Source organism: Ornithinicoccus hortensis, from assembly GCF_006716185.1.
Classification (GTDB): Bacteria; Actinomycetota; Actinomycetes; order Actinomycetales; family Dermatophilaceae; genus Ornithinicoccus; species Ornithinicoccus hortensis.
The window spans coordinates 1,498,277-1,520,143 of record NZ_VFOP01000001.1 but is presented as its reverse complement, the minus strand read 5'-3'; the positions used below and the strand labels follow the sequence as shown (position 1 = coordinate 1,520,143).

17 protein-coding genes are annotated in these 21,867 nt (G+C 72.0%); 5 read left to right on the top strand and 12 right to left on the bottom strand.

All coding sequences use genetic code 11. The features are described 5' to 3' along the window. The first annotated feature begins 1 nt into the window (after position 1). The 5 genes from leuD (at position 2) to FB467_RS07130 (ending at position 4,435) form a co-directional block, all read left to right on the top strand. The gene (gene leuD, locus FB467_RS07150; protein WP_141784485.1) at positions 2-613 is read left to right on the top strand and encodes a 3-isopropylmalate dehydratase small subunit; all 612 of its coding nucleotides are present in this window, start codon (positions 2-4) and stop codon (positions 611-613) included. Continuing rightward, positions 610-1,254, top strand: coding sequence for an RraA family protein (locus FB467_RS07145; protein WP_141784484.1), 645 nt, complete (start codon positions 610-612; stop codon positions 1,252-1,254). The genes leuD and FB467_RS07145 overlap by 4 nt, the downstream gene beginning before the upstream one ends. Before the next feature lie 85 nt (positions 1,255-1,339). Beyond that, positions 1,340-2,332, top strand: a complete 993-nt coding sequence (locus tag FB467_RS07140; RefSeq protein WP_141784483.1) for a Bug family tripartite tricarboxylate transporter substrate binding protein — start codon at positions 1,340-1,342, stop codon at positions 2,330-2,332. After that, positions 2,329-2,886 (top strand): tripartite tricarboxylate transporter TctB family protein, encoded by a 558-nt coding sequence (locus FB467_RS07135; RefSeq protein WP_170230616.1) that lies wholly within the window; start codon positions 2,329-2,331, stop codon positions 2,884-2,886. Before FB467_RS07140 ends, FB467_RS07135 begins: the two co-directional genes overlap by 4 nt. 10 nt (positions 2,887-2,896) lie before the next feature. Beyond that, positions 2,897-4,435, top strand: a complete 1,539-nt coding sequence (locus FB467_RS07130; RefSeq protein WP_141784481.1) for a tripartite tricarboxylate transporter permease — start codon at positions 2,897-2,899, stop codon at positions 4,433-4,435. A 93-nt stretch (positions 4,436-4,528) separates the two neighbouring features. Here FB467_RS07130 and FB467_RS07125 read toward each other — a convergent pair whose 3' ends face one another. From FB467_RS07125 to kynA, 12 genes are all read right to left on the bottom strand, one after another. Beyond that, positions 4,529-8,365, bottom strand: coding sequence for an ExeM/NucH family extracellular endonuclease (locus FB467_RS07125; protein WP_141784480.1), 3,837 nt, complete (start codon positions 8,363-8,365; stop codon positions 4,529-4,531). Positions 8,366-8,487: 122 nt separating this feature from the next. Continuing rightward, on the bottom strand, positions 8,488-9,690 hold the full coding sequence (locus FB467_RS07120) for a winged helix-turn-helix domain-containing protein (RefSeq protein ID WP_228393426.1): 1,203 nt from the start codon (positions 9,688-9,690) through the stop codon (positions 8,488-8,490). Between the two features lie 69 nt (positions 9,691-9,759). Next, positions 9,760-10,440 carry a ribosome hibernation-promoting factor, HPF/YfiA family gene (gene hpf / locus FB467_RS07115; RefSeq protein ID WP_141784479.1) on the bottom strand — a complete coding sequence of 227 codons (681 nt, stop codon included), beginning with the start codon at positions 10,438-10,440 and terminating at the stop codon, positions 9,760-9,762. A gap of 200 nt (positions 10,441-10,640) precedes the next feature. Next, a complete protein-coding gene (locus FB467_RS07110; RefSeq protein ID WP_141784478.1) occupies positions 10,641-11,384 on the bottom strand; it encodes a ComF family protein in 744 nt (247 codons plus the stop codon). A gap of 101 nt (positions 11,385-11,485) precedes the next feature. Continuing rightward, positions 11,486-13,312, bottom strand: a complete 1,827-nt coding sequence (locus FB467_RS07105; RefSeq protein WP_141784477.1) for an LpqB family beta-propeller domain-containing protein — start codon at positions 13,310-13,312, stop codon at positions 11,486-11,488. Further along, the gene (gene mtrB / locus FB467_RS07100; RefSeq protein ID WP_141784476.1) at positions 13,309-14,955 is read right to left on the bottom strand and encodes an MtrAB system histidine kinase MtrB; all 1,647 of its coding nucleotides are present in this window, start codon (positions 14,953-14,955) and stop codon (positions 13,309-13,311) included. Before mtrB ends, FB467_RS07105 begins: the two co-directional genes overlap by 4 nt. 5 nt (positions 14,956-14,960) lie before the next feature. Further along, a complete protein-coding gene (gene mtrA, locus FB467_RS07095) occupies positions 14,961-15,638 on the bottom strand; it encodes an MtrAB system response regulator MtrA (protein WP_141784475.1) in 678 nt (225 codons plus the stop codon). A 16-nt stretch (positions 15,639-15,654) separates the two neighbouring features. Next, on the bottom strand, positions 15,655-17,124 hold the full coding sequence (gene ahcY / locus FB467_RS07090) for an adenosylhomocysteinase (RefSeq protein ID WP_141784474.1): 1,470 nt from the start codon (positions 17,122-17,124) through the stop codon (positions 15,655-15,657). Between the two features lie 73 nt (positions 17,125-17,197). Beyond that, the gene (locus tag FB467_RS07085) at positions 17,198-18,592 is read right to left on the bottom strand and encodes a mycothione reductase (RefSeq protein WP_141784473.1); all 1,395 of its coding nucleotides are present in this window, start codon (positions 18,590-18,592) and stop codon (positions 17,198-17,200) included. Between the two features lie 20 nt (positions 18,593-18,612). Beyond that, positions 18,613-19,863, bottom strand: coding sequence for a kynureninase (locus tag FB467_RS07080; RefSeq protein WP_141784472.1), 1,251 nt, complete (start codon positions 19,861-19,863; stop codon positions 18,613-18,615). Between the two features lie 4 nt (positions 19,864-19,867). Further along, on the bottom strand, positions 19,868-20,968 hold the full coding sequence (locus FB467_RS07075; RefSeq protein WP_141784471.1) for an NAD(P)-binding domain-containing protein: 1,101 nt from the start codon (positions 20,966-20,968) through the stop codon (positions 19,868-19,870). Continuing rightward, entirely contained in the window at positions 20,969-21,865 is an 897-nt protein-coding gene (kynA, locus tag FB467_RS07070) for a tryptophan 2,3-dioxygenase (protein ID WP_228393403.1), read from the bottom strand. Positions 21,866-21,867: the final 2 nt, after the last annotated feature.

The following is a 21,867-nucleotide window of genomic DNA, read 5'->3' as shown; positions in this document are numbered from 1 at the left end:
GATGCGTCCGTTCACCGTGCACACCGGCACCGCCGCCCCGTTGCGGCGCAGCAACGTCGACACCGACCAGATCATCCCGGTGCGCTTCCTGACCCGCAGCACGATCGCCGGCTACGGCGAGAACCTGTTCAACGACTGGCGCGACGACCCCGACTTCGTGCTCAACGACCCGCGCCACTCCGCGGCGACCATCCTGGTGGCCGGCACCGACTTCGGCACCGGTTCCTCCCGCGAGTCCGCCGTGTGGGCGCTCACCGGGTGGGGCTTCCGGGCGGTCATCGCCCCGCGCTACGGCGACATCTTCCGCGGCAACGCCATCGAGAACGGGCTGCTGCCGGTCATCGCGCCGCAGGCGTGCGTCGAGGCCCTGTGGGACCTGGTCGACGCGCAGCCGGACACCCCGGTCACCGTCGACCTGGAACAGTGCGAGGTCCGGGCGCAGGGGATCCACCAGCCCTTCGAGGTGGATCCCGACGACCGCACCCGGTTGCTCCAGGGGCTGGACAACATCGCGCTGACGCTGGCGCACGCGGCCGACATCACGGCATACGAGCAGCGCCGCCGGCCCGCCCTGCCGACCACCCGCCGCCCGGGCGAAGGGGCGGTGCGATGACCGACGAGCGACTCACCGAGGTCGTCACGCGCTTCCTGGCCCTCGAGGACCTCACGGCCGCCGCTGCCGACGCGCTGGAGGCGAACGGTCTGCCCGCTCCGGTGGTGCCCGCCCACGTGCTCGCGCCCCTCGCCCACGGTATGCGGGTGTGCGGCCCCGCGCGGACGCTGCGCTACGAGCGCGAGGACGAACCGGCCGAGTCGCTGCGCGCGGCGGGCACCGCGCCCCGGATGGGACACGCCGAGCTGCGGGCGGCCTGCCGCCCCGGTGACGTCGTGGTCATCGACTGCGGGGGCACCCACGACCTGGCCGTGATCGGGGGCCGCTCCGGGTCCGCCCTGCACGCCGCCGGTGTCGCGGGCGTCCTGGTGGACGGTTCGGTCCGGGACCTGGACGAGCTCGGCGGCACCGGGATCCCGGTGTGGAGCCGCGGACGCACCCCGCGCTCGGCGCTGCACCGTCTGCGCAGCGTGGCCACCGACGTCCCCGTCTCGCTGGCGGGGGTCCCCGTCGCGCCCGGCGACCTCGTCCTCGCCGACGGCTCGGGGACCGTCGTCGTGCCGCGGGACCGGGCCGGGGAGGTCCTGGCCACCGCCGAAGCGCTCGTCGCCCACGAGAACTCGGGGGGTGGTCGGTACTGAGACCCCGTCCGCCCACCCCGTGCCGGCCCGACCGCCCCGTCCCGCCGGCAGCACACCACCACCCCTCACGGAAGAAGACCATTCAATGAAGAAGACGCCTTTCCTTGCCGGTGCACTCGCCCTCGGCCTGACCCTGACCGCCTGCTCCGACGACGGCGGCGGAGGTGGCGGCGAGGGCGACGGCGCGGACTACCCCAGCGGTCCGGTCAACATGTCCGTCGGCGCCGACCCCGGCAGCGGGTTCGACCTCACCATGCGCACCCTGGTGGAGGTCCTCCAGAAGGAGGAGCTGGTCGAGGTCCCGATGCCGATCGAGAACCGCCCCGGTGCCGCCTCCGCGGTCTGGACCGCCCAGATGGTGGAACAGCACGCCGGCGCGGACGACCAGGTGTCGGTCACCTCGTTGGTGCTGATGACCAACAACGCCCGGGGCCAGTCCGACTACAACTACGAGGACGTCACGATGATCGCCCGGCTGCTGTCGGAGTACTTCGTGGTCGTCGTCAGTGCCGACACCGACTACCAGGACCTGGAGTCGGTCCTCAACGCCATCGTCGAGGACCCGGGCGCCGTCCCGGTCGGCGCGGCCTCCGACGACCAGCTGCCCTTCGCCCTCCTGGTCAACGAGGCCGGCGGGGACGCCTCGCAGATCAACTTCGTCGCCTACGAGGGCGGCGGGGAGCAGAGCAACGCCCTGCTCTCCGGTGACATCCAGGTCGCCATCGCCGGCACCAGCGAGTTCCTCCCGCTCATCGAGTCCGGCGAGCTCCGCGCGCTGACCGTGATCGGTGACGACCGGCTCGAAGGGCTCCCGGACGTGCCCACCGCCCAGGAGGAGGGGTACGACGTGACCATCTCCAACTGGCGCGGCATCTACGGCCCGCCGGACATGCCCGACTACGCCGTGGAGTACTGGGAGGGTGTCCTGGCCGAGGCCGTCGAGACCCCGTCCTGGGCGGACGCCGCGGAGAAGAACCAGTGGGTGACCACCTTCATGACCGGCGACGAGCTCGACACCTACCTGAAGGACACCAACGACCAGGTCACCCAGGCCTTCGAAGAGATCGGCTCCCAGTGACCTCCGCCCACCCCGAGCAGGACGCCCCGGTCGGCCCGCCACGATCCGGCCGGAGCGACGTCATCGCCGGTCTCGTCGTGGCGGCGGCCGGGGCGGTCCTGCTGGTGGCCGCCCTGAACATCGGGGACGCGGTCCGGCCGGCCCCCGGCATCGGGCCCGGCACCCTGCCCACCTTCCTGGCCGCCGCCCTGGTGCTCTCCGGCCTCGCGCTTAGCATCGTCGGCCTGCGCAAGCGGCCGGTGCAGGGCATCGAGGCGGAGGTGTTGGACACCGACGACGCCGAGCTGTTCGAGGACCTGGTCTTCCCCGAGGAGCCACCGATCCCGTGGGGCAAGCTGGCGGTGCACGTGGCCCTGTTCATCGGCTACGCCCTCGTCTTCATCCCGCTGGGTTACATCCTGTCCACCGCGCTCTACCTGACGACCGCGGTGACCCTCATCGACCCGGCCCGCTGGAAGCGCAACCTGATCTACGCGGTCCTGTTCGGGGTCATCGTCTACTTCGGGTTCACCGAGCTGCTGAGCGTCCGGCTTCCCGCCGGCGTGCTCGGCTGAGGAGGCAGCCATGGACGCACTGAACTCCCTGTTGTCCGGACTGGCCGGTGCCCTCACCCCGGAGCACCTCATGTACGTCTTCATCGGCGTGCTGATCGGCACCGTCGTCGGGGTGCTGCCGGGGCTGGGCCCGATCACCTCGATCGCGCTGCTCATCCCGTTCTCCTTCCAGCTCCCGCCCACCGCGGGCCTGATCATGCTGTGCGGCGTCTACTACGGCGCGATGTACGGCGGGTCGATCACCTCGATCCTGATCCGGACCCCCGGCGAGGTCGCCTCCGCGGTGACCGCCCTCGAGGGCTACGAGATGGCCAAACGGGGCAAGGCGGGGCCCGCCCTGGCCACCGCCGCGGTCGGGTCCTTCATCGGTGGGTCGCTGGCCGTGCTGGGGCTGGTCTTCCTGTCCCCGGTCCTGGTCGACGTGTCGACCTCGTTCGGCGCGGCGGAGTATGCCGTGCTGCTGGTGGGTGCGCTCGCGCTCACCACCTCGCTGATGACCGGGTCCCGGATCAAGGCGCTGATCTCGGTGCTCTTCGGGATGTGCGTGGGCATCATCGGCTTGGACCCCCAGGACTCGGTGCAGCGCTGGACCTTCGGCCAGATCGAGCTCTCCGACGGCATCGACATCGCGCTGCTGGCGATGGCCCTGTTCGCGATCCCGGAGGCGCTGCGGCACCTGTCGGTCGGGGAGCGCAGGGCGCCCTCCGCCCTCAACGTGCAGCGGGCCTGGATGGACAAGGAGGACCTCAGGCGGTCCTCGGCGCCGTATGCCCGGGGCACCGTCGTCGGCTTTATCGCCGGCGTGATGCCGGGGCTCGGCCCGACCCTGGGCTCGTTCGCCTCGTATGCCCTGGAGCGGCGGGTCGCCAAGCCGGAGCGCCGCAAGGTGTTCGGCCGGGGCGCCATCGAGGGCGTCGCCGGACCGGAGACCGCGAACAACGCGGGCGTCGGTGGCGCGATGGTGCCGATGCTGGCGCTGGCCATCCCCGGGTCGGCCACCACGGCGCTGCTGCTGTTCGTCTTCCAGATGTACGGCCTGCAGCCGGGTCCGCAGCTGTTCCAGAACGACGGCGACCTGGTGTGGACCATCATCGCCTCGATGTTGGTCGGCAACGCCATGCTGCTGGTGCTGAACCTGCCGATGGTCCGGGTCTTCGTGAAGCTGCTCAAGGTGCCGCCGCCGCTGTTGTACGGCGGGGTCGTGGCGTTCGTCATGCTGGGCGCCTACGCGCTGACCTTCAGCCTGTTCTCGCTGCTCACGCTGGTCGTGATCGGTCTGATCGGGTTCGTCATGCAGGAGCACGACTTCCCGCTGACGCCGGCCATCCTGGCGGCGGTGCTGCTCCCCCTGTTGGAGCTGAACCTGCGCCGCTCCCTGCTGATCGCCAACGGTGACTGGACGGTCTTCTTCACCCGACCGATCTCGCTGACCATCCTGGTGCTGATCGTGCTGGGCGTGGTGGTGCCCCCGCTGCTCCAGTGGCGCCGGAACTCCCGGGCCGCCGCCGCGGCCGACAGCCCGGCCGAGGACGTGCGCACCGGCGACTGACCCGTCGCGGCACCGCTCGTCCGAGCCACCAGACACGGCTGCCGGGTCTCCCCGCGAGGGGTGACCCGGCAGCCGTGTTCGTGTGCCGCGTGCCTACTCGAAGAGCGCGGCGATCGCCTCCTCGACCGCGGTCGAGATGGCTGCGGTCCCACCGAAGAGGGTGACCGAGCCGGGCTCCCGCTCGACCAGGGCGTCCGCCGTCGCGCCCGGCAGCTCAGCCGGGTTGGTGAGCAGCAGCGGCCCGCCCAGGTGACCCACCAGGGCCGCACCGGACAGCGCGTCCGGGAAGGCCAGGCCCGAGGCGACGAACTCGGCGCCGGTGGGCTCGAACTCCGCGGCGATCAGGGCGGCGGTTTCGTACCGGGTCGGTCCGGACAGGCGCTCGACGCTGTTGGCGTAGGGTGCCAGCTGCTCCAGGACCGTGTCCGAGATCCGGTTCGTCCCGCCGAGCACCACGATCCGCTCCGGGGACAGGCCCTCCAGCGCCTCCTGCGTGGAGTCCGGCGCCTCGGTCTCCCGCACCAGCAGGATCGGGTAACCGTCCCGTCCCGCCAGCGGGGCACCGGCAAGCGCATCGGCGTAGTCCTGGCCCGAGGCGACGTAGACGGTGTCGACGTCGGCCGCGTCGAACAGCTGCGCGGCCACCTCCGCCGCCGTGGCGTAGCGGTCCGGGCCGCTGACCCGGGTGATCTGCGCGCCGGTCAGCGCCTCGACCTCCTCCACCACGGTGTCCGACACGGCACTGCCGCCGCCCAGCACGATGATCCGCTCCGGCGCCGCCGCGGTCAGCGCGTCGGCGGTCGACTGCTCCAGCCAGTCGGTCCGGGTGAGCAGGACCGGCTGGTCGTCGCGGATGGCCGGGGCACCACCGGACAGCGCGTCCGGGAACGCCTGGCCGCTGGCCAGGACCAGGGTGTCCACGTCGCCGTAGCTCCCGACGATCTCGGCCGAGGTCTCGTAGCGGTCGGCGCCGCGGATCCGGTCCACGACGACCGGCTCCGGGTCCTGCGCCAGGGACAGCCCGATCAGGACCGGGTCGTGGTCGCTGGACCGGAACGGGTCCGGGGCGAACAGTTCCTGCTGCGGGGGCAGCTTGAACGTCATGTCGTAGTCGATGAGGCTGGCCTCGTCGGCGTTGATCGTCCACACCGTGGTGTCGGCGACCTTGCCGGCCAGCGCCTCGTTGGCCAACGCGTGGTCCAGGTAGCCCAGCTGGCCGTCGAAGACGTAGGAGTAGGCGTCCTCACCCGAGTGCTCGAGCAGCAGGTCGGTGAACCCGGCCGACTCGAGGGCCACGATCGGGTCCTCCTTGTCGTAGGAGTTCAGGTCACCGATGATCAGCGTCTCGGCGACACCGGTCCCGGTCGGGTCCCCGGCCAGCCAGTCCGCCATCGCCTCGGCCGCGTCGGTGCGCACCCCGTTGCAGTTGCCCTGACCGTCCGGGTCCTCCGGGTCCCCGACCGCCAGGCAGTCCGAGCCCTTGGACTTCAGGTGGTTCACGGCGACCACGACGGACTCACCGGTCGCGTTGTCCTGGAAGGTCTGCGCCAGCGTGGGACGGTTGAAGTCGTCCAGGAAGCGCGGGTCGTCCTCGGTGGTCAGCGTCGCGAAGTCCCCGACGGGGGTCACCGAATCGGGCTGGTAGATGAACGCCGTGGTGATCGCGTCGGTGCCGACCTTGCCGGTCGCCACGAACTCGTAGGTGCCCGCTCCCACCTCGTCGTTCAGCGCCTGGGTGAGCGTCTCCAGCGCCACGTCGTCGTTGTTCTCGATCTCGATGAGACCGACCACGTCGGCGTCCATCTCCGCCAGGGCGGCCACGATCTTGGCCTCCTGGCGCTCGAACTCCTCCGGGGTGTTCGCCCCACGGTCGTTCAACGTGGTGAAGTAGTTCAGCACGTTGAACGAGGCCACGGTGAGGTCGCCCCCGACGTCCGGCAGGGTCGGCCGCGGGTTGGCCACGGTGAACTCCGCGCCCTGGGTGGGCTGGATCCGCCACAGGTCGAACCGGTAGTCCAGGACGCCGGTGGCACCGGTGACCAGGTCCCCGCCACGGAACAGGTTGTCGAGGGTGAACTCCTCGCCGTTCGGGTGGATGGCCGGGTCCGGGTTCTGCGTGCTGCGGCCGTCGTCCAGGGTGATCCGGTTGGCCAGGTTGGCCTCCGCGAGCGCCACGGCCTCCGGCGAACCCGGCTCGTAGGTGGCGGTCGGCTGGTACTGCCGGTCGGTGCCGATCGCGATCTCACCGAACCGTCCGTAGTTGAAGTACTCCAGGATGGCCAGGTCCTGGGGGAACGTGACGTACATCCCCTCGTAGGGCTCGTGGTCCTCGATCGGCAGCTCGAGCACGGTCGGCTCGGGCAGCTCGCCACCGGTCGCGCACACCGTGATGGTGCCCGCGCTGACCTGGGTCATCCCGAAGTTCTCGCCCGCGGTGCCGGACACCCGGACGGAGTCGCCCATCGCCACGTCCGTGCCGCCGGGGGCGTACACGAAGATGCCGTCGGAGGTGGCGGGGTTGTCGTCGCCGCCGTCCTGCACGTAGAAGCCCTGGAAGCCGCCGGTCTGGAAGTCACCGACGACGGTGCCCTCGATGTCGACCTGTTGGCCGTCCAGCGGGGTCGAGTCGTCCTCACCCTGGACGGCGCCGACCGCCGTCGCGGGTTCACCGCAGGCGCCGCCGGGGGGCGGCTCCTCGGCGTGGTAGACCTCGTTGGGCGCACCGGGGGTGTTCCAGGCCTGCCCGTCGACCGGCGGACCGTCGAAGCCGGGGAAGCCGGCCAGGTCGTAGTCGTTGCGCACCCAGTCGGCGGTGGTGTCGGTGTCCGTGCCGTCCGGGATCCGCGAGGCACCCCCGGGGGCGAAGTCCGCGCCGTCGTACTCCACGGCCAGGACCGTCTCGGAGTAGACGAGGTCGCCGGTGGCGCTGCCGTTGACCGCCACGGAGTCGAGCAGCTCGTCCCAGGCGGGGGCGTCGATCTCCCCGTCCTGGTCCGCGTCCAGCACGGCCTCGCCGGTGTAGCCGGAGACCAGCAAGAGGGTCAGCGTGCCGTTCTGGATCGTGTTGACCGGCAGGTCCTCGGACCAGAACCCGTCCGCGTCGGTACTGCCGACGGCGTGCTGGCTCACCACGGTCCCGCGCGAGGAGGAGTCGGCATCGCCCTCGACCTCGAGGATGGTCAGGTCGGAGTAGTCGGTGTCGGCCTCGCCGTACACCTCGAGGAACTCCAGGTCTGCCCCGACGGTGCTGACGGAGAACTCGTTGAGCACGACGTCGACCGGACCCGCCGGACCACACTCGGCGGTGTGGTGCCCCAGGTCGCTGACGTCGTTCGTCGGCAGGCCGGTCCACTCGGTCGCCGGGTCGAAGGCGTCGTCCGGGACCACGTCACCGGCGCAGACGTCGGGGTTGCGCACCAGGGTCGCGTCCATCGTCGTCTCCGGTGGGGTGCCCCAGCGGGTCCCGGGATCCACCCCCACCTGCCCGATGGAGTCGACGACCACGCCGTCCTCACCCGCCGTGGCCAGCACGACCGCGTCGTCCCCGTTGAACTGCAGGTCCAGCGTCTGGTCCACGAGGTCGTCGCCGAGTGCCCAATCGGCGTGCGCGACCACGTGCACCTCGCCCGGCTGCAGCGTCCCCTCGGGGTAGCGCGTGTAGCTGACCTGGGCACTCCCGTTCTGGTAACCCTGGATGACGTAGTCGGCCAGGTCCACCTCCGCGGCGCTGCCGTTGTAGATCTCCAGGGCCTTGTTGAAGCCGGACCCCTCGATGTACTCGCTGATGATCAGCCCCTCGGCCTGGGGGGCCACCGGGGCTGACGGGGTGGGTGTGGCGGTCGCGGGCAGCGCCGTCCCGAGGAGTCCGGTGAGGACCAGGGACGAGGCGCCGAGGACCGCCGTGCGCCGGGTGGCGGCACGTCGTGTCATGGCATACACCTTCGTGAGCTGGACAGGGATGGTCCGGGAGCCGGACGTCCGCTGAGCCTAGGGGCAACGGGTAGCCCGCGGGGTCGCCCTGCGGGGATCGTTACATGAACGGAATGTGCCGGTCAGGTGACCTCGACCCGGCCCAGTTGCAGCCAGTCCGCCAGCAGCGCCAGCTCCTCGGCCAGGGCCTCCCGCGAGCCCCGGGGCGCGTCCGGCTCCAGGTGCACGGCCCGCACCCACAACCGGTCGGCGGCGCGGTCGGCCTTGAGGTCCACCCGGGCGACCAACTGCTCGTTCCACAGGAACGGCAGCACGTAGTAGCCGTGCACCCGCTTGGGCGCGGGGACGTAGATCTCGATCCGGTAGCGGAAGCCGAAGAGCCGTTCGGTGCGGGCCCGCTCCCAGACCAGGGAGTCGAACGGGCTGAGCAGCGCGCTGGCGCGGACCGCGCGGGGACGCCGGGCGGACGGGTCCAGGTAGGCGGGTCGGTCCCAGCCGCGCACCTGCACCTGCTCGACCTCTCCCCGCCGGACCAGCTCGGCCAGGGCCGGGGCGGCCATCTGCTGCCGGAGCCGGAAGTAGTCCCGCAGGTCCGCCTCGGTGCCGATGCCGTGGGCCCGGACGGCGCGCCGCATCAGGGCCAGGCCGGACTCCTCCTGGTCGGGGGCCCCGGGCTCCCCCGGCCCCCTGGCCACGATGTCGGCCGGCAACAGGTAGGAGGGCAGCGCATACCGCCGCTCGAACTGGCTGTTGCGCCCGGCGCTGACGATCCGGCCGGCCCAGAACAGGTGCTCCAGGCACTGCTTGACCAGCGACCAGTTCCAGCCCCAGTGCTCCCGGGTGCGTGGCACGTCGTGCTCGACCCACCGGTCGACCTCCCGCGCGGTGATCGGTCCGTGCCGGGTCACCGTGTCCAGGACGGCGCCGAGCACACCCGGGTGCTCTGACTCGACCCGGCGGGACCAGGAGTCCACCGAGGCCCGCTGCATCCGGAACCCCAGGTAGGGCCAGGTCTCCGGCGGGATCAGGCTCGCCTCGTGCGCCCAGGCCTCGACCAGGCGCCGAGGGGCCTGGGACCGCGGGCCGGCACCGTCGCGGGCCCGGTCCAGCAGGGCCGTGTCGTAGGGGCCGAGCCGGGCGAAGAACGGGAGGTACTGGCTGCGGGTGACCACGTTGACGCTGTCGATCTGGACGACCTGCAGCCGGTCGATCACGCGCTGGACCTGCCGCATCGAGGCCGACCAGGGAGCGGGCCGTCCGTCGGCGAAGCCCTGGGCCGCCAGCGCGATCCGCCGGGCCTGGGGCAGGGTCAGGGTGGGGGGCACCCACCCAACGTAACGGGGGCCACCGACACCCGCTGTGTCGGTGGCCCCCGGGGCGCCGGTGGTGCCGGGTCAGCCGACCCGTTCCGCCGCGCCCTCCTCGTCCTGGGTGTTCCGCTCCCCGGTGTCCAACCGCAGCACGCCGTAGGACCAACCGCGCCGCCGGTACACCACGCTCGGGTGCCCGCTGTCGACGTCCTCGAACAGGTAGAAGTCGTGCCCGACGAGCTCCATCTCGTTCAGCGCCTGGCCCACCGTCATCGGCTCGGACGCATGGACCTTCTCGCGCAGCTCGATCGGCGAGTTCCCCTCGGTCCCGAGGGCCTCGTCCACCGCCTCCTCCGCGGTCCGTCCGGCCCCGTTGGCACTCGGCTCCTCGCTGATCAGCGGCTCGGTGGTCAGACCGAAGGTGGCCTCGGCCACGGAGGGGAGCCGGTGCTTGCCGGTATGGCTGATCCGCTTCTTGTCCCCCAGCCGGCGCAGCCGTTCGGTGAGCTTGGTCATGACCAGGTCGAGTGCGGCGTACTCCTCGTCCGCGGCGCCCTCCGCCCGGACGACGGTGCGCTTGACGTAGCAGGTGATCTCCACCCGCTCACTGGTCTTGGTCAGCCGCGGGTTGCTCTCATGGGTGAGAACCACGTCGACCCGGCTGGTCCTCGGGGCCAGCTGCGGGATCTTTTCGAGCTTCTCCTCCAGGTGTCGGCGGAAGCGGTCGGTGACGGTCTTCTTGCGGCCGGTCACGGTGATTTCCATGTGTCCTCCTCAGCGAGGCAAGGCAGGATGGGATGTGGTGCAACGAGCATTCAGGATGCCCTCGATCGTCTCGCCACCACCCCCTCCGGGAGATCGTTGCGGACCCGGCCCGGCCCCGGCCGCCGTGCGGTCCGAGGGCCGAGAACCTGCTCCATGGAGACACACTAGCCCCCCGCCTGGGGTGAGGACAGCCCCGGTGGTCAGGACGCTGACCAGCGCCGTGTCGCGGCCACGGTGACCGCCACCACCGTGCGCGCACCCGCGCCGCGCAGCACCCGTGTCGCCTCGGCCAGGGTGGCGCCGGTGGTCACGACGTCGTCGACCAGCAGGCAGTGCGCCCCGGCCACGCGGCGCTCCGTCCGGGGGACCAGGACCATGGATCCGGCGAGGTTGACGGCCCGGGCGCGCTGGTCCAGACCCGCCTGGTCGGCCACCGCCCGGCCCTGCCGCAGGGCCGGCAGGAGCCGCGTGAGACCGGGCGGCAGGGCACGTGCGGCGACACGGCACAGCTGCACGAGCGGCCGGTCCCCGCGCTGCCGGGTCGTCGCCCTCGAGGAGGGTGCCGGCACGACGAGCAACGCGGGTGCCCCGGGCACCCGGCCCGCCCCGGCCGTCAGGAGACCGACGTCGAGCAGCTCGGCGACCGCGGCCGCCAGGCAGCGGGCCAGGACGTGGCCCAGCACCGGGGTGAGGTCGCGACGCCCCCCGTCCTTCCAGGTCACCACCAACTGCCGGACGGGTCCCTCGTAGGGCAGCCCCGCCCAGGCCCGGGGGAAACCGTCCGGGCACGGGTCCGGCCGCCACGGCCGCGGAGAGGCCCCCGCGAGCACCGCCCGACAGGCCGGGCAGCACCGCTCCCCCACGGTCCCGCACCCGCCACACTCCCGCGGCAGGACGAGGTCGACCAGGTCGGTGAGGGAGGCGAAGGGCGCGGCTGACGGCATACCGAATCGTCGGTCGCGCGCGCCCCGGCGCGCCGACCGCCGAACCTGCCTGTGGACGCTCCGGTCCTCCCCGCCCGCTGTGGACGAGCGGCCCGCCCGGGTCAGTGGCCCGGGATCACCAGGTCGTCGCCGGGCCGGTAGGTCTCCCAGGTGCTGGCCTCCGGCAGGTAGATCCGCCCCTGCTCGGTGAGCACCAGGACGACCTCCTCGTCACCGGGCACGCCGCGGATCGCGGTCGGGGTGTCCCCGGGGATCGGCGCGAACGGCTCGAGGAAACCACCGACGGGCACCAGGAACGGCGTGACGACCGTGTCCTCCCGCCGCTGCCCGAGCGCCACCAGCGTCAACGGGTTGAGCCACCCGACACTGGTCACCGTCTGCAGGGTGGGGGCCAGCGGCTCCGGCTCGGTCAGCGAGACCGGGTCGCCCGCGTCGTCGGGGTCGCCGTCGCCGGTGCGCACGATCCCGGTCAGCCCGAGCTCCTCCCGCCCCGACACCCGGTCCCGCAGGTGGATCAGCGCCTGCTGCCCGCCGGGCGCCACCTCGAAGTCCAGCACCTGCCAGCGCTCGGTGAGCCACTCCGCCTCGACCGGCCGGGCCACCGCCTGGTTCAGCGAGACCGAGAGGTCCACCACCCAGACCCGCGGCCGCTCCCCCGACGCCCCGGCGATCCAGAAGTGCCCGGCCCCGTCGAAGCTCGGGCCGGTCAGCTCGGTGCCGATCTGCCGCATCTCCTGCTCGTTGCCGGCCCGCCACCGCCAGACGGTCTCCCGGTCGATGGACACCGCGGCGAAGTCGGTCACCTCCGGGTCGGTGGCCAGGTTGACCCACCGGATCGGGACGCTGGGCAGCTCGGGCAGTTCCTCCCCGCCGGTGGGTGAGTACTCCGCCAGCCGGTAGTTGGCCGGGTCGACGATGGTCAGTTCGTTACGCACCCGCCGCAGCGCGAAGTCGACCGCCGGCCGGGGGTCGGTGAACCCGATATCGGCGGGGTCCCCGACGGAGTCCTCCTCGGGGGCGTCGACCGGCAGGGTCCGACCGTTGGCCTGGATCCGCACCCCGCTGACGCCCGGCGCCTGCCGGAGGGTGCGGGCGAACTGGGCCCAGATGAGTTGCTGCTGCTCCGTGGAGCTCCCGGACCCCAGGCCGCTCAGGTCGACCGTGGCCACCCCCGTCGCGGGGTCGACCGGCACCCCGCCGGCCACCAGGTCGAGGCCGGTCGGTATGCCGTTGCGCACCGCACCGCGCAGGTGCTCCGGGGTCGGTTCCAGCTGGGCCCGGGCCAGCGCCGTCGGTAGCCCGGCCGCCTGGGGGTAGCGGGGGAACCACCGCACGTCGGCCACGAACTCGTCGGAGGTGGACGAGGCATAGTTGACGGTCAGGGCCCGGTAGAGCCGCTCGAAGTCGGGCCGGGTCAGCCACAGCCCGAAGCTGGTCGGCAGGTCCTGGATCCGCCACTGCCCGCCGACCCGGGTCATCTCGAAGTACTCGTTCAGCACCGTCCCGCTGGGGGTCTCGGTGAGCCGGCCGTCCTCGTCCACGGTGCCCACGACCGACACCCGCGCCATCACCCGGTCACCGTCCGTGGACACCTGGATGTCCCCGCCGTAGACGAGGACCTGGGAGGTGGGTTGCCACTGCCCGGCCATCTCGTCGGTCAGGTAGTCCCGGGCCGTGTCGTGGTCGTCGGTGAAGCCCTGGTTGGCCCGCAGGAAACCCCGCACGATCTGGCCGGGGTCCATGCCGTCCTCCGGGCCGTCGGTGATCACCTGGACGCCCTGTTGCGCCTGCCCGAGCACCGGGAGGCCGGGCTCGACCGTGTTGTCGATCGGCAACCCGGCGCACCCGGCCAGGAAGACCGCCGAGGCGGCCAGCGCGGAGACCAGGACCCGGCGCCGGGTGCGGGGCCGCGCGCGGTGCTTCCTCATCGGGACTCCTCCGTCCTGCTCGGGGTGGTGACCTGCCGGACCGGTGTCCGGTCCGGCTCCGGGGCCTCGGTCGCCGGACGCGGCGCCGGCGGCAGGACCGGGGGCGGGGGCTCGGGCACGACGCTGCCCGCCGCCTGCGGCAGGGTCAGCCGGAACAGCGCGCCCTCGCCGGGCCGGCTGGTCACCTGCAGCCACCCCCCGTGCAGTTTGGCGTCCTCCATCGAGATGGCCAGCCCCAGCCCGGTGCCGCCGGTGGTGCGGGTCCGGGCCGAGTCCGCCCGCCAGAACCGCTCGAAGACGTGGCTCAGCTGCTCGGCGTCCAGGCCGATGCCGTGGTCCCGGACGGACACCGACACCGCCAGGTCGTCCCGACCGACGGCGACCTCGATGGGCCGACCCTCCCCGTGCTCGATGGCGTTGCCGAGCAGGTTGCGCAGGATCCGGGAGATCCGCCGCTGGTCCATGTCGACCGGGAGCGAGGGCCGGCTGCTGTGCACCGTCATCGTGCTCCCGCTGTGCCGGGCCAGGGTGGCGACGCCGGCGACCGCGCTGTTGACCACGCCGACCATGTCGACCCGGTCCATCTCCAGGTCGGCCGCCCCGGAGTCGTAGCGGCTGATCTCGAGCAGCTCGGTGAGCAGTTCCTCGAACCGGCCGAGCTCGCCGTACAGCAGCTCCGCCGACCGGGCGACCGGACCGGAGAACTCGTCGCGGGACGCGTGCAGCACCTCGCCCGCCATCCGGATCGTGGTCAGCGGGGTGCGCAGCTCGTGGGACACGTCGGAGACGAACCGCTGCTGCAGCTGGGACAGCGTCTCCAGCTGGCGGATCTGGTTCTGCAGGCTGTCGGCCATCGTGTTGAACGACAGCGCCAGCCGGTCCAGCTCGTCCTCCGAGCCGGTGACCGGGAGCCGTTCGTCGAGCCGCCCGGTGGCCAGCTCCTGACTGACCCGGGCGGCCCGGCCGACGGGCGCGGTCACCATCTGGGAGGCCAGCCAGGCCACGCCCCCCACGAGGACCAGGAAGCCCAGGCCACCCACCACGAACCAGCGGCGGACCAGGTCGAGCGTCTCCTGCTCCCGGGCCATCGGGTAGACGAGGTACAGGTCGTAGGCCCCGGCGCGCGGGATGTCCACCCGCGACCCGATCAGCACCGAGGGCATCGGCTGGCCCTCCCCCAGCTCGACCTCGGTCACCATCAGCTGCTGGGTGCCCTCCTCCGCCTCCAGCGCCTCCCGCAGTTGCATCGGGACGTCCCCGAGGCCGATGTCGGAGGAGGTGTTGGTGCTGATGATCGCCTCCCGGTCGTTGCCGATGGACCGGGCCAGCACCGCCCGGGTCTGCTGGTCGGCGGGTGCCACGGCGCCGACCACGTCGAAGGCGGTGTTGTTCAGGCTGGAGTTGTCCCGGCGGTCGATCGCGTCGAACTGTTCCTGCGCCTGCCGCACCCGTTGCGCCGCGTCCCGGCTCGCCGTGTCCACGGCCTGTCCCACCAGCCCCTGGGCGATCTGGGCGAAGAGCAGGTTGAACAGCAGCAGCACCAGGACGATGCCCAGCGCCATCGTGGAGGTGATGACCCGCACCCGTAGGGAGGACCGCCACCACGTGGGCAGGCCCCCGCCGGTCGGCCCGGGTGCGGGCATCGGGCTCAGGACCCTCCGGCCTTGTACCCGACGCCGCGCACGGTGAGCACGATCGTCGGGTTCTCCGGGTCCTTCTCGATCTTGGAGCGCAGGCGCTGAACGTGCACGTTGACCAGCCGGGTGTCACCGGCGTGGCGGTAGCCCCAGACCTTCTCCAGCAGGGACTCCCGGTCGAACACCTGGTTGGGCCGGCTCGCCAAGGCCACCAGCAGGTCGAACTCCAGCGGCGTGAGCGGCAGGGTCTCCCCGTCCCGCTTCACGGTGTGCCCGGCCACGTCGATCACGATGTCGCCGACCCGCAGCTGCTCCGTCTGGTTGCTCTCCGTCCGGCGCAGCCTGGCCCGGATCCGGGCCAGCAGCTCCTGCGGCTTGAACGGCTTGACGACGTAGTCGTCGGCCCCGGCCTCCAGCCCCGCCACCACGTCTCGGGTGTCGGTGCGGGCGGTGAGCATCACGATCGGCACGCCGGACTCGGCCCGCAGGTGCCGGCACACCTCCACGCCCGACATCGAGGGAAGCATCACGTCGAGCAGCACCAGGTCGGGGCGGAACTCGCGGAACATGGCCACGGCACGACCGCCGTCGGCACAGTGCGCCACGTCCAGACCCTCCTTGCGCAGCACGATGCCGAGCATCTCGGCCAGGGCCTGGTCATCGTCGACGACAAGCACTTTGGGATTCATCGCAGGTCGCTCCGGGTCAGTACCGGTAGTGGTCCGGCTTGTACGGTCCGGCCACGTCCACGCCGAGGTACTCGGCCTGCTCCTTGGTCAGCTCGGTGAGCTCGGCGCCCAGTGCCTCCAGGTGCAGCCGGGCCACCTCCTCGTCGAGCTGCTTGGGCAGCACGTGCACCCCCAGCGGGTACTCCTCGGGCCGGGTGAACAGTTCGATCTGGGCCAGCGTCTGGTTGGCGAACGAGTTCGACATCACGAAGCTGGGGTGACCGGTGGCGTTGCCCAGGTTGAGCAGCCGGCCCTCGGACAGCACGATGATCGAGCGCTCGTCCCGCTCGCCGGACGGCGCGTCCGCGCCCTGTGCCGGGAGGGTCCACTCGTGGACCTGGGGCTTGATCTCGGTGCGCTGCACGCCCGGCACCCGGGCCAGGCCGGCCATGTCGATCTCGTTGTCGAAGTGGCCGATGTTGCCCACGATGGCCTTGTCCTTCATGGCCAGCATGTGCTCGGCGGTGATGACGTCCTTGCACCCGGTCGTGGTGACGAAGAAGTCGGCCTTGTCGACGACGTCCTCGAGCCGGGCGACCTGGTAGCCCTCCATCGCGGCCTGCAGCGCGCAGATCGGGTCGACCTCGGTGACGATGACCCGGGCACCCTGGCCGGCCAGCGCCTCCGCGCACCCCTTGCCGACGTCCCCGTAGCCGCAGACCACGGCGACCTTGCCACCGATGAGCACGTCGGTGGCCCGGTTGATGCCGTCGAGCAGGCTGTGCCGGCAGCCGTACTTGTTGTCGAACTTGGACTTGGTGACCGCGTCGTTGACGTTGATCGCCGGGAACAGCAGCTCGCCGGCCTCGTGCAGCTGGTAGAGCCGGTGCACACCGGTGGTCGTCTCCTCGGTGACGCCCTTGATCCCCTCGGCGATGGTGGTCCACCGCTGCGGCTGGGACTCGAGGGTCTCGCGCACCGTCTGCAGGATGACCTGGTACTCCTCCGGGTCCTCCTCGGTGGCGGTCGGGACCGCCCCGGCGGCCTCCCACTCCTTGCCCTTGTGGACCAGGAGGGTGGCGTCGCCGCCGTCGTCCAGGATCATGTTGGGGCCCTCGTCACCGGGCCAGTCCAGGATCTGGGTGGTGCACCACCAGTACTCCGGCAGCGTCTCGCCCTTCCAGGCGAAGACCGGGACACCCTGCGGGTCCTCGGCCGTGCCGCCCGGACCGACGACGACCGCGGCGGCCGCCTCGTCCTGGGTGGAGAAGATATTGCAGGACGCCCAGCGGACCTGCGCGCCCAGGGCGACCAGCGTCTCGATGAGCACCGCGGTCTGCACGGTCATGTGCAGCGAGCCGGCGATCCGGGCGCCGGCCAGGGGCTGGCTCCCGGCATACCGCTCGCGCAGGGCCATCAGGCCGGGCATCTCGTGCTCGGCCAGTCGGATCTGGTGCCGGCCGGCGGGGGCCAGCGCCAGGTCCTTGACCTGATAGTCAAACGTCATCGCTGCGTGCTCCGTAGTCCTCGGGTTCAGTCGGGTCCGGCCCTATCGTACGGTCCCGACCTGCGGAGAACGGTCAGGAGGACTGCAGGCCGAGCAGGGCGTTCTCCACCACCTCGGCGAGCGCGGGGTGGATCCAGTACTGCCCGCGGGCCACGGCCTGCGCCGGCTGGTCGAAGCTCATCGCCTGGATCAGCGGCTGGATCAGGCTGGATGCGTGCGGCCCCATCAGGTGCGCGCCCAGGATCCGGCCGGTGTCCGCGTCCCCGACCAGCTTGGCGATCCCGGTGGTGTCCTCCATCGCCCAGCCGTATGCCGTGTCGCCGTAGTTCTGCACCTTCACGCTCACCCGGTACCCGGCCGCGCGGGCCTCGTCCTCGGTGAGCCCGACGGTGGCGATCTGCGGGTGGGTGAAGACGGCCGAGGGCACGTACCGGTGGTCGAAGGCACGCAGGTCCTCGGGGTGGACCAGGTTGTGCGCGACCGCCCGCGCCTCGTGGTTGGCCACGTGCTTGAGCTGGTAGGGCGAGCTCGCGTCGCCCAACGACCAGACGCCCTGCGCCGCGGTGCGCCCGAACTCGTCGACCTTGATCCGCCCGTCGTCATGGACCTCGACCCCGGCCAGGTCCAGGCCCATCCCGTCGCTGTTCGGCACCCGCCCGACGGCCACCAGCAGCTGGTCGACCGCGAGTTCGGTGCCGTCCGACAGCGCGAGCACGGTCCCACCGTCCTGCTCGCTCAGCCCCGTGACCTGGGTGTTCAGGCGGACGTCCCACTGCTGCCGGGCCTGCTCGGTGAACCGCTGGCTGATCTCGGTGTCCAGGTGTCGCAGCAGCGCGTCACCGCGGGCGATCTGGTGGACCCGGACCCCGAGCGCCGAGAACACGTGCGCGAACTCGGCCGCGATGAACCCACCGCCGACGATCGCCAGGCTGCCGGGCAGCTCCTCGATCCGCATGATGGTGTCCGAGGTGTGGAACGGCACACCGGAGTCGGTGAACACGTCCGGCACGACCGCGCGGCTGCCGGCGGCGAGCACGATCTGCTTCCCGGTGATCGGGACCCGCTGGCCGACCGCGTGCTCCCCACCGGGCTGGGTGATCTCGACCTCGAGCTGTCCGGGGCCGGTGAACGTGGCCTGCCCGAGGTATGCCGTGGTGTTGGGTCCGTCGACCCGGTAGTCCCGGCCCCCGGCCGAGATCGGGTCGATCCGGCCGAAGACCCGGTCCCGGATGTCCTGCCAGCGCACCCCGTCCAGGGTGGCGTCGACGCCGTAGCGGGAGGCCTCCCGGATGGTGGTGGCGACGTCCGCGGCATACACGAACATCTTGGTCGGGATGCAGCCCACGTTGAGGCAGGTGCCGCCGAAGGTGCCCCGTTCCACCACGGCCACCCGCGACCCGTCGAAGTCGGGCGTGACCAGAGAGTTGCCCGAGCCGCTGCCGATGATCACGAGGTCGAAGTCCGTCACGGCAGCACCCTACGTCCCGCTCAGGGACCGATCAGCCCCCGGACCACCGCGAGCCCGGCGGCCACCTCCGCGAACGTGGTGGACAGCGGCGCCAGGCCCAGGCGCAGCCCGTCGGGCTCCCGGAAGTCCGGGATCACCCCGCGCTGCCAGAGCTCGCGGTTGACCTCCGCGAAGTCGTGCCGGCGGATGGTGATGTGGCCGCCGCGGCACTCGTGCTCCCGCGGCGAGGCGATGCTGACGCCGAGCTCGGCGGGCCAGGACGCCACGATGTCCCAGGCGAAGTCGGTCAGCGCCAGGGACTTCTCGCGGACGGCCCCGATGCCGGCCTCGGCCAGCATCTGCACCCCCGCCCGGACCGGCACCATGGCGACCACCGGTGGGGTGCCGCTCACCAGGGAACGGACCCCGGGGGCGGGCTCGTAGCCAGGCCCCATCAGGAACGGGTCGCGCCGCCCCATCCAGCCCTGCACCGGCTGGCGCACCGTCGCCTGGTGCCGCTGCGCCAGGTAGGCGAAGGCCGGGGACCCCGGCCCGCCGTTGAGGTACTTGTAGGTGCAGCCCACCGCGGCGTCGACCTGCCAGGCATCCAGTTCGACCGGGACCGAGCCGGCGGAGTGGCACAGGTCCCACAGCACCAACCCGCCGGCCGCGTGCACCGCCGTGGTGATCGCGGGTGCGTCGGCGAGGTAGCCGGAGCGGTAGGCGACGTGGCTGAGCAGCACCACGGCGGTGCGCCCGCCCACCACCTGCGCCACCTGCTCCTGCGTGACCCCGGTCGCCGGGTCCGCCTCGATCCAGACCAGGCGCATCCCCCGCTCGGCGGCGATCCCCTCGGCGACGTAGCGGTCGGTCGGGAAGTTGTCGGTGTCGACCACGATCTCGGTGCGCTGCGGGTCCGCCGCGACCTGGGCGTCGGCCAGCGCCCGCAGCATCTTGTAGAGCAGCACCGTCGTGGAGTCGGCCACGACTGTCTGCCCGGGTGCGGCCCCGAGGGCCGCGGCGGCGACCAGGTCCCCGGTCTCCTCCGGCCAGCGCATCCACGCCTCGTCCCAGTTGCGGATCAGCCGGGTGCCCCAGTCCTCCCGGACGAAGGCGGCCATCCGGTCGGCCACCCCGCGCACCGGTCGGCCCAGGGAGTTGCCGTCGAAGTAGGCGACCACGCCCTCCGCGGTCTCGAACTGCTCGGCATACGACCCGAGCGGATCCTCCCGGTCGAGCCGGGCTGCTGCGTCGGCCCAGTCCCAGGCCGTGGGTTCGTCGGTGGCGCTCATGCCCTCAATGTATGCCGAGGGTCGCCAGCAGTTCCCGGACCGCCACCCGACCGCCCCGGTTGGCACCGATCGTGCTGGCCGAGGGGCCGTAGCCGAGCAGGTGCAGGCGACGGTGCCCGGCGACGCGCGTGGGGATGGCCCCGTCGAGGACGATCCCGCCCCCGGGCCCGCGCAGGCGCAGCGGTGCGAGGTGGTCCAGCGCGGTGCGGAACCCGGTGCACCACAGGATGACCTCGGCCCGTTGCAGCGTGCCGTCCGACCACTGCACGCCGTCGGGCACGATCCGCTCGAACATCGGGCGCCGATGCAGGATCCCGGCCCGCCGGGCCTGCCGCATCGGCTCGGTCAGCGGCAGCCCGGTCACGGAGACCACCGACCCGGGCGGCAACCCCTGGCGGACCCGTTCCTCCACCAGCGCGACGGCCGCCCTGCCCCGCTCGGGGGTGAACTCCTCCTCCGTCCACACCGGCTCCCGGCGGGTAACCCACGTGGTGGTCGTCACGGCGGCGATCTCGACGAGCAGCTGCACCGCGGAGATGCCGCCGCCGACCACGACGACGTGACGTCCCGCGAAGGCCTCCGGCGTGCGGTAGTCCGCGGTGTGCAGCTGCTCACCGGAGAAGTCGTCCCGGCCCGGGTAGTACGGCCGGAACGGTCGTTCCCAGGTGCCGGTGGCGTTGATGATCCCGTGCGCCCGGACCTCCCCCGCGTCCGTCTCGACCACGAAGTCCGGCGGACCTCCCCGGCCGTCGGCATACCGGACCAGGCGGACCCCGACCGGCCGGTGGACGGGCAGGTCGAAGCGGGACTCGTACGCGGCGAAGTACCGGGGGACGGCGTCGGCGGCGCGCACCCGGCCGCCCGTGTCGTCGACGGCGTCCGCCAGGGCCATTCCGGGCAGGTCGTGCACGCGGTTGACGGTGCTCAGCGTCAGCGAGGGCCACCGGTGCTGCCAGGCCCCGCCCGGGGCGTCGTTGTGGTCCAGCACGACGTAGCCCTCGCCCGGCGCCAGCCCGGCGCGGCGCAGGAACCAGGCGGCCGATAGCCCGGCCTGGCCGGCGCCGATGACGACGACCCGGGACCGCGCGGGCAGGGGGCTGCTCACCTAGTGGTGGTGGTAGCCGGGTGCTTCCACGTCCTGGATCCGCGAGCGCACGGCATACAGCTCGGGGAAGAAGGTGAGCTCGAGGGCCTTGCGCAGGAAGGGGACCCCGGAGGAGCCGCCGGTGCCGCGCTTGGACCCGATGATCCGCTCGACCGTCTTCAGGTGCCGGAACCGCCAGAACTGGAAGTTGTCCTCGACGTCCACCAGCGCCTCGGCCATCTCGTAGGCGGCCCAGTAGCGGTGCGTGTCGTTGTAGATCGTGCGGAACACGTCCACCACCCCCTCCTGGGAGGTGTACGGCTGCTGCCAGTCCCGCTCCAGCACCTCCGCGGGCACCGCGAAGCCCTCCCGGGCCAGGTAGGCCAGGAACTCGTCGTAGAGGCTGCGCTCGTGGAGCAGGTCGGCCAGCTCCTGCTGCACCGTCGGGTTGTGCTTGAACACGCTGAGCATGTCGGGGTTCTTGTTGCCGAGGATGAACTCCACCGAGCGGTACTGCCAGGATTGGAAGCCCGACCCGGTGGCCAGGAAGGAGCGGAACTCGGCGTACTCGCTGGGGGTGAGGGTGGCCAGCACCGACCACTGCTCGGTCAGCGTGACCTGGATGTGCTTGACCCGGGCCAACCGCTTCAGCGCCGGCTTGGTCTCGTCCGCGCGGATCAGCTCCCGGGCCGAGCGCAGCTCGTGCAGCATCAGCTTCAGCCACAGCTCGGAGGTCTGGTGCTGGATGATGAAGAGCAGCTCGTCGTGCCGCGGCGGGACGGCGCGCGGGTGCTGGGCGGAGAGCACCCGCTCCAGGTCGAGGTACTCCCCGTAGGACAGGTTCTTGCTGAAGTCGCGCTCGATGCCCGACTCGAGCTCCCGGGTGCTCCGGTTGTCGCTCGCCTGGTCGCTGCTCACGG

Excerpts from the sequence above, each read along its gene's own strand:
- FB467_RS07105 (WP_141784477.1), bottom strand. The coding sequence starts at position 13,312 with ATGAGGAAGCACCGCGCGCGGCCCCGCACCCGGCGCCGGGTCCTGGTC.
- FB467_RS07130 (WP_141784481.1), top strand. The coding sequence starts at position 2,897 with ATGGACGCACTGAACTCCCTGTTGTCCGGACTGGCCGGTGCCCTCACC.
- FB467_RS07080 (WP_141784472.1), bottom strand. The coding sequence starts at position 19,863 with ATGAGCGCCACCGACGAACCCACGGCCTGGGACTGGGCCGACGCAGCA.
- FB467_RS07110 (WP_141784478.1), bottom strand. The coding sequence starts at position 11,384 with ATGCCGTCAGCCGCGCCCTTCGCCTCCCTCACCGACCTGGTCGACCTC.
- mtrB (WP_141784476.1), bottom strand. The coding sequence starts at position 14,955 with ATGCCCGCACCCGGGCCGACCGGCGGGGGCCTGCCCACGTGGTGGCGG.
- ahcY (WP_141784474.1), bottom strand. The coding sequence starts at position 17,124 with ATGACGTTTGACTATCAGGTCAAGGACCTGGCGCTGGCCCCCGCCGGC.
- FB467_RS07145 (WP_141784484.1), top strand. The coding sequence starts at position 610 with ATGACCGACGAGCGACTCACCGAGGTCGTCACGCGCTTCCTGGCCCTC.
- FB467_RS07125 (WP_141784480.1), bottom strand. The coding sequence starts at position 8,365 with ATGACACGACGTGCCGCCACCCGGCGCACGGCGGTCCTCGGCGCCTCG.
- mtrA (WP_141784475.1), bottom strand. The coding sequence starts at position 15,638 with ATGAATCCCAAAGTGCTTGTCGTCGACGATGACCAGGCCCTGGCCGAG.
- hpf (WP_141784479.1), bottom strand. The coding sequence starts at position 10,440 with ATGGAAATCACCGTGACCGGCCGCAAGAAGACCGTCACCGACCGCTTC.
- leuD (WP_141784485.1), top strand. The coding sequence starts at position 2 with ATGCGTCCGTTCACCGTGCACACCGGCACCGCCGCCCCGTTGCGGCGC.
- FB467_RS07140 (WP_141784483.1), top strand. The coding sequence starts at position 1,340 with ATGAAGAAGACGCCTTTCCTTGCCGGTGCACTCGCCCTCGGCCTGACC.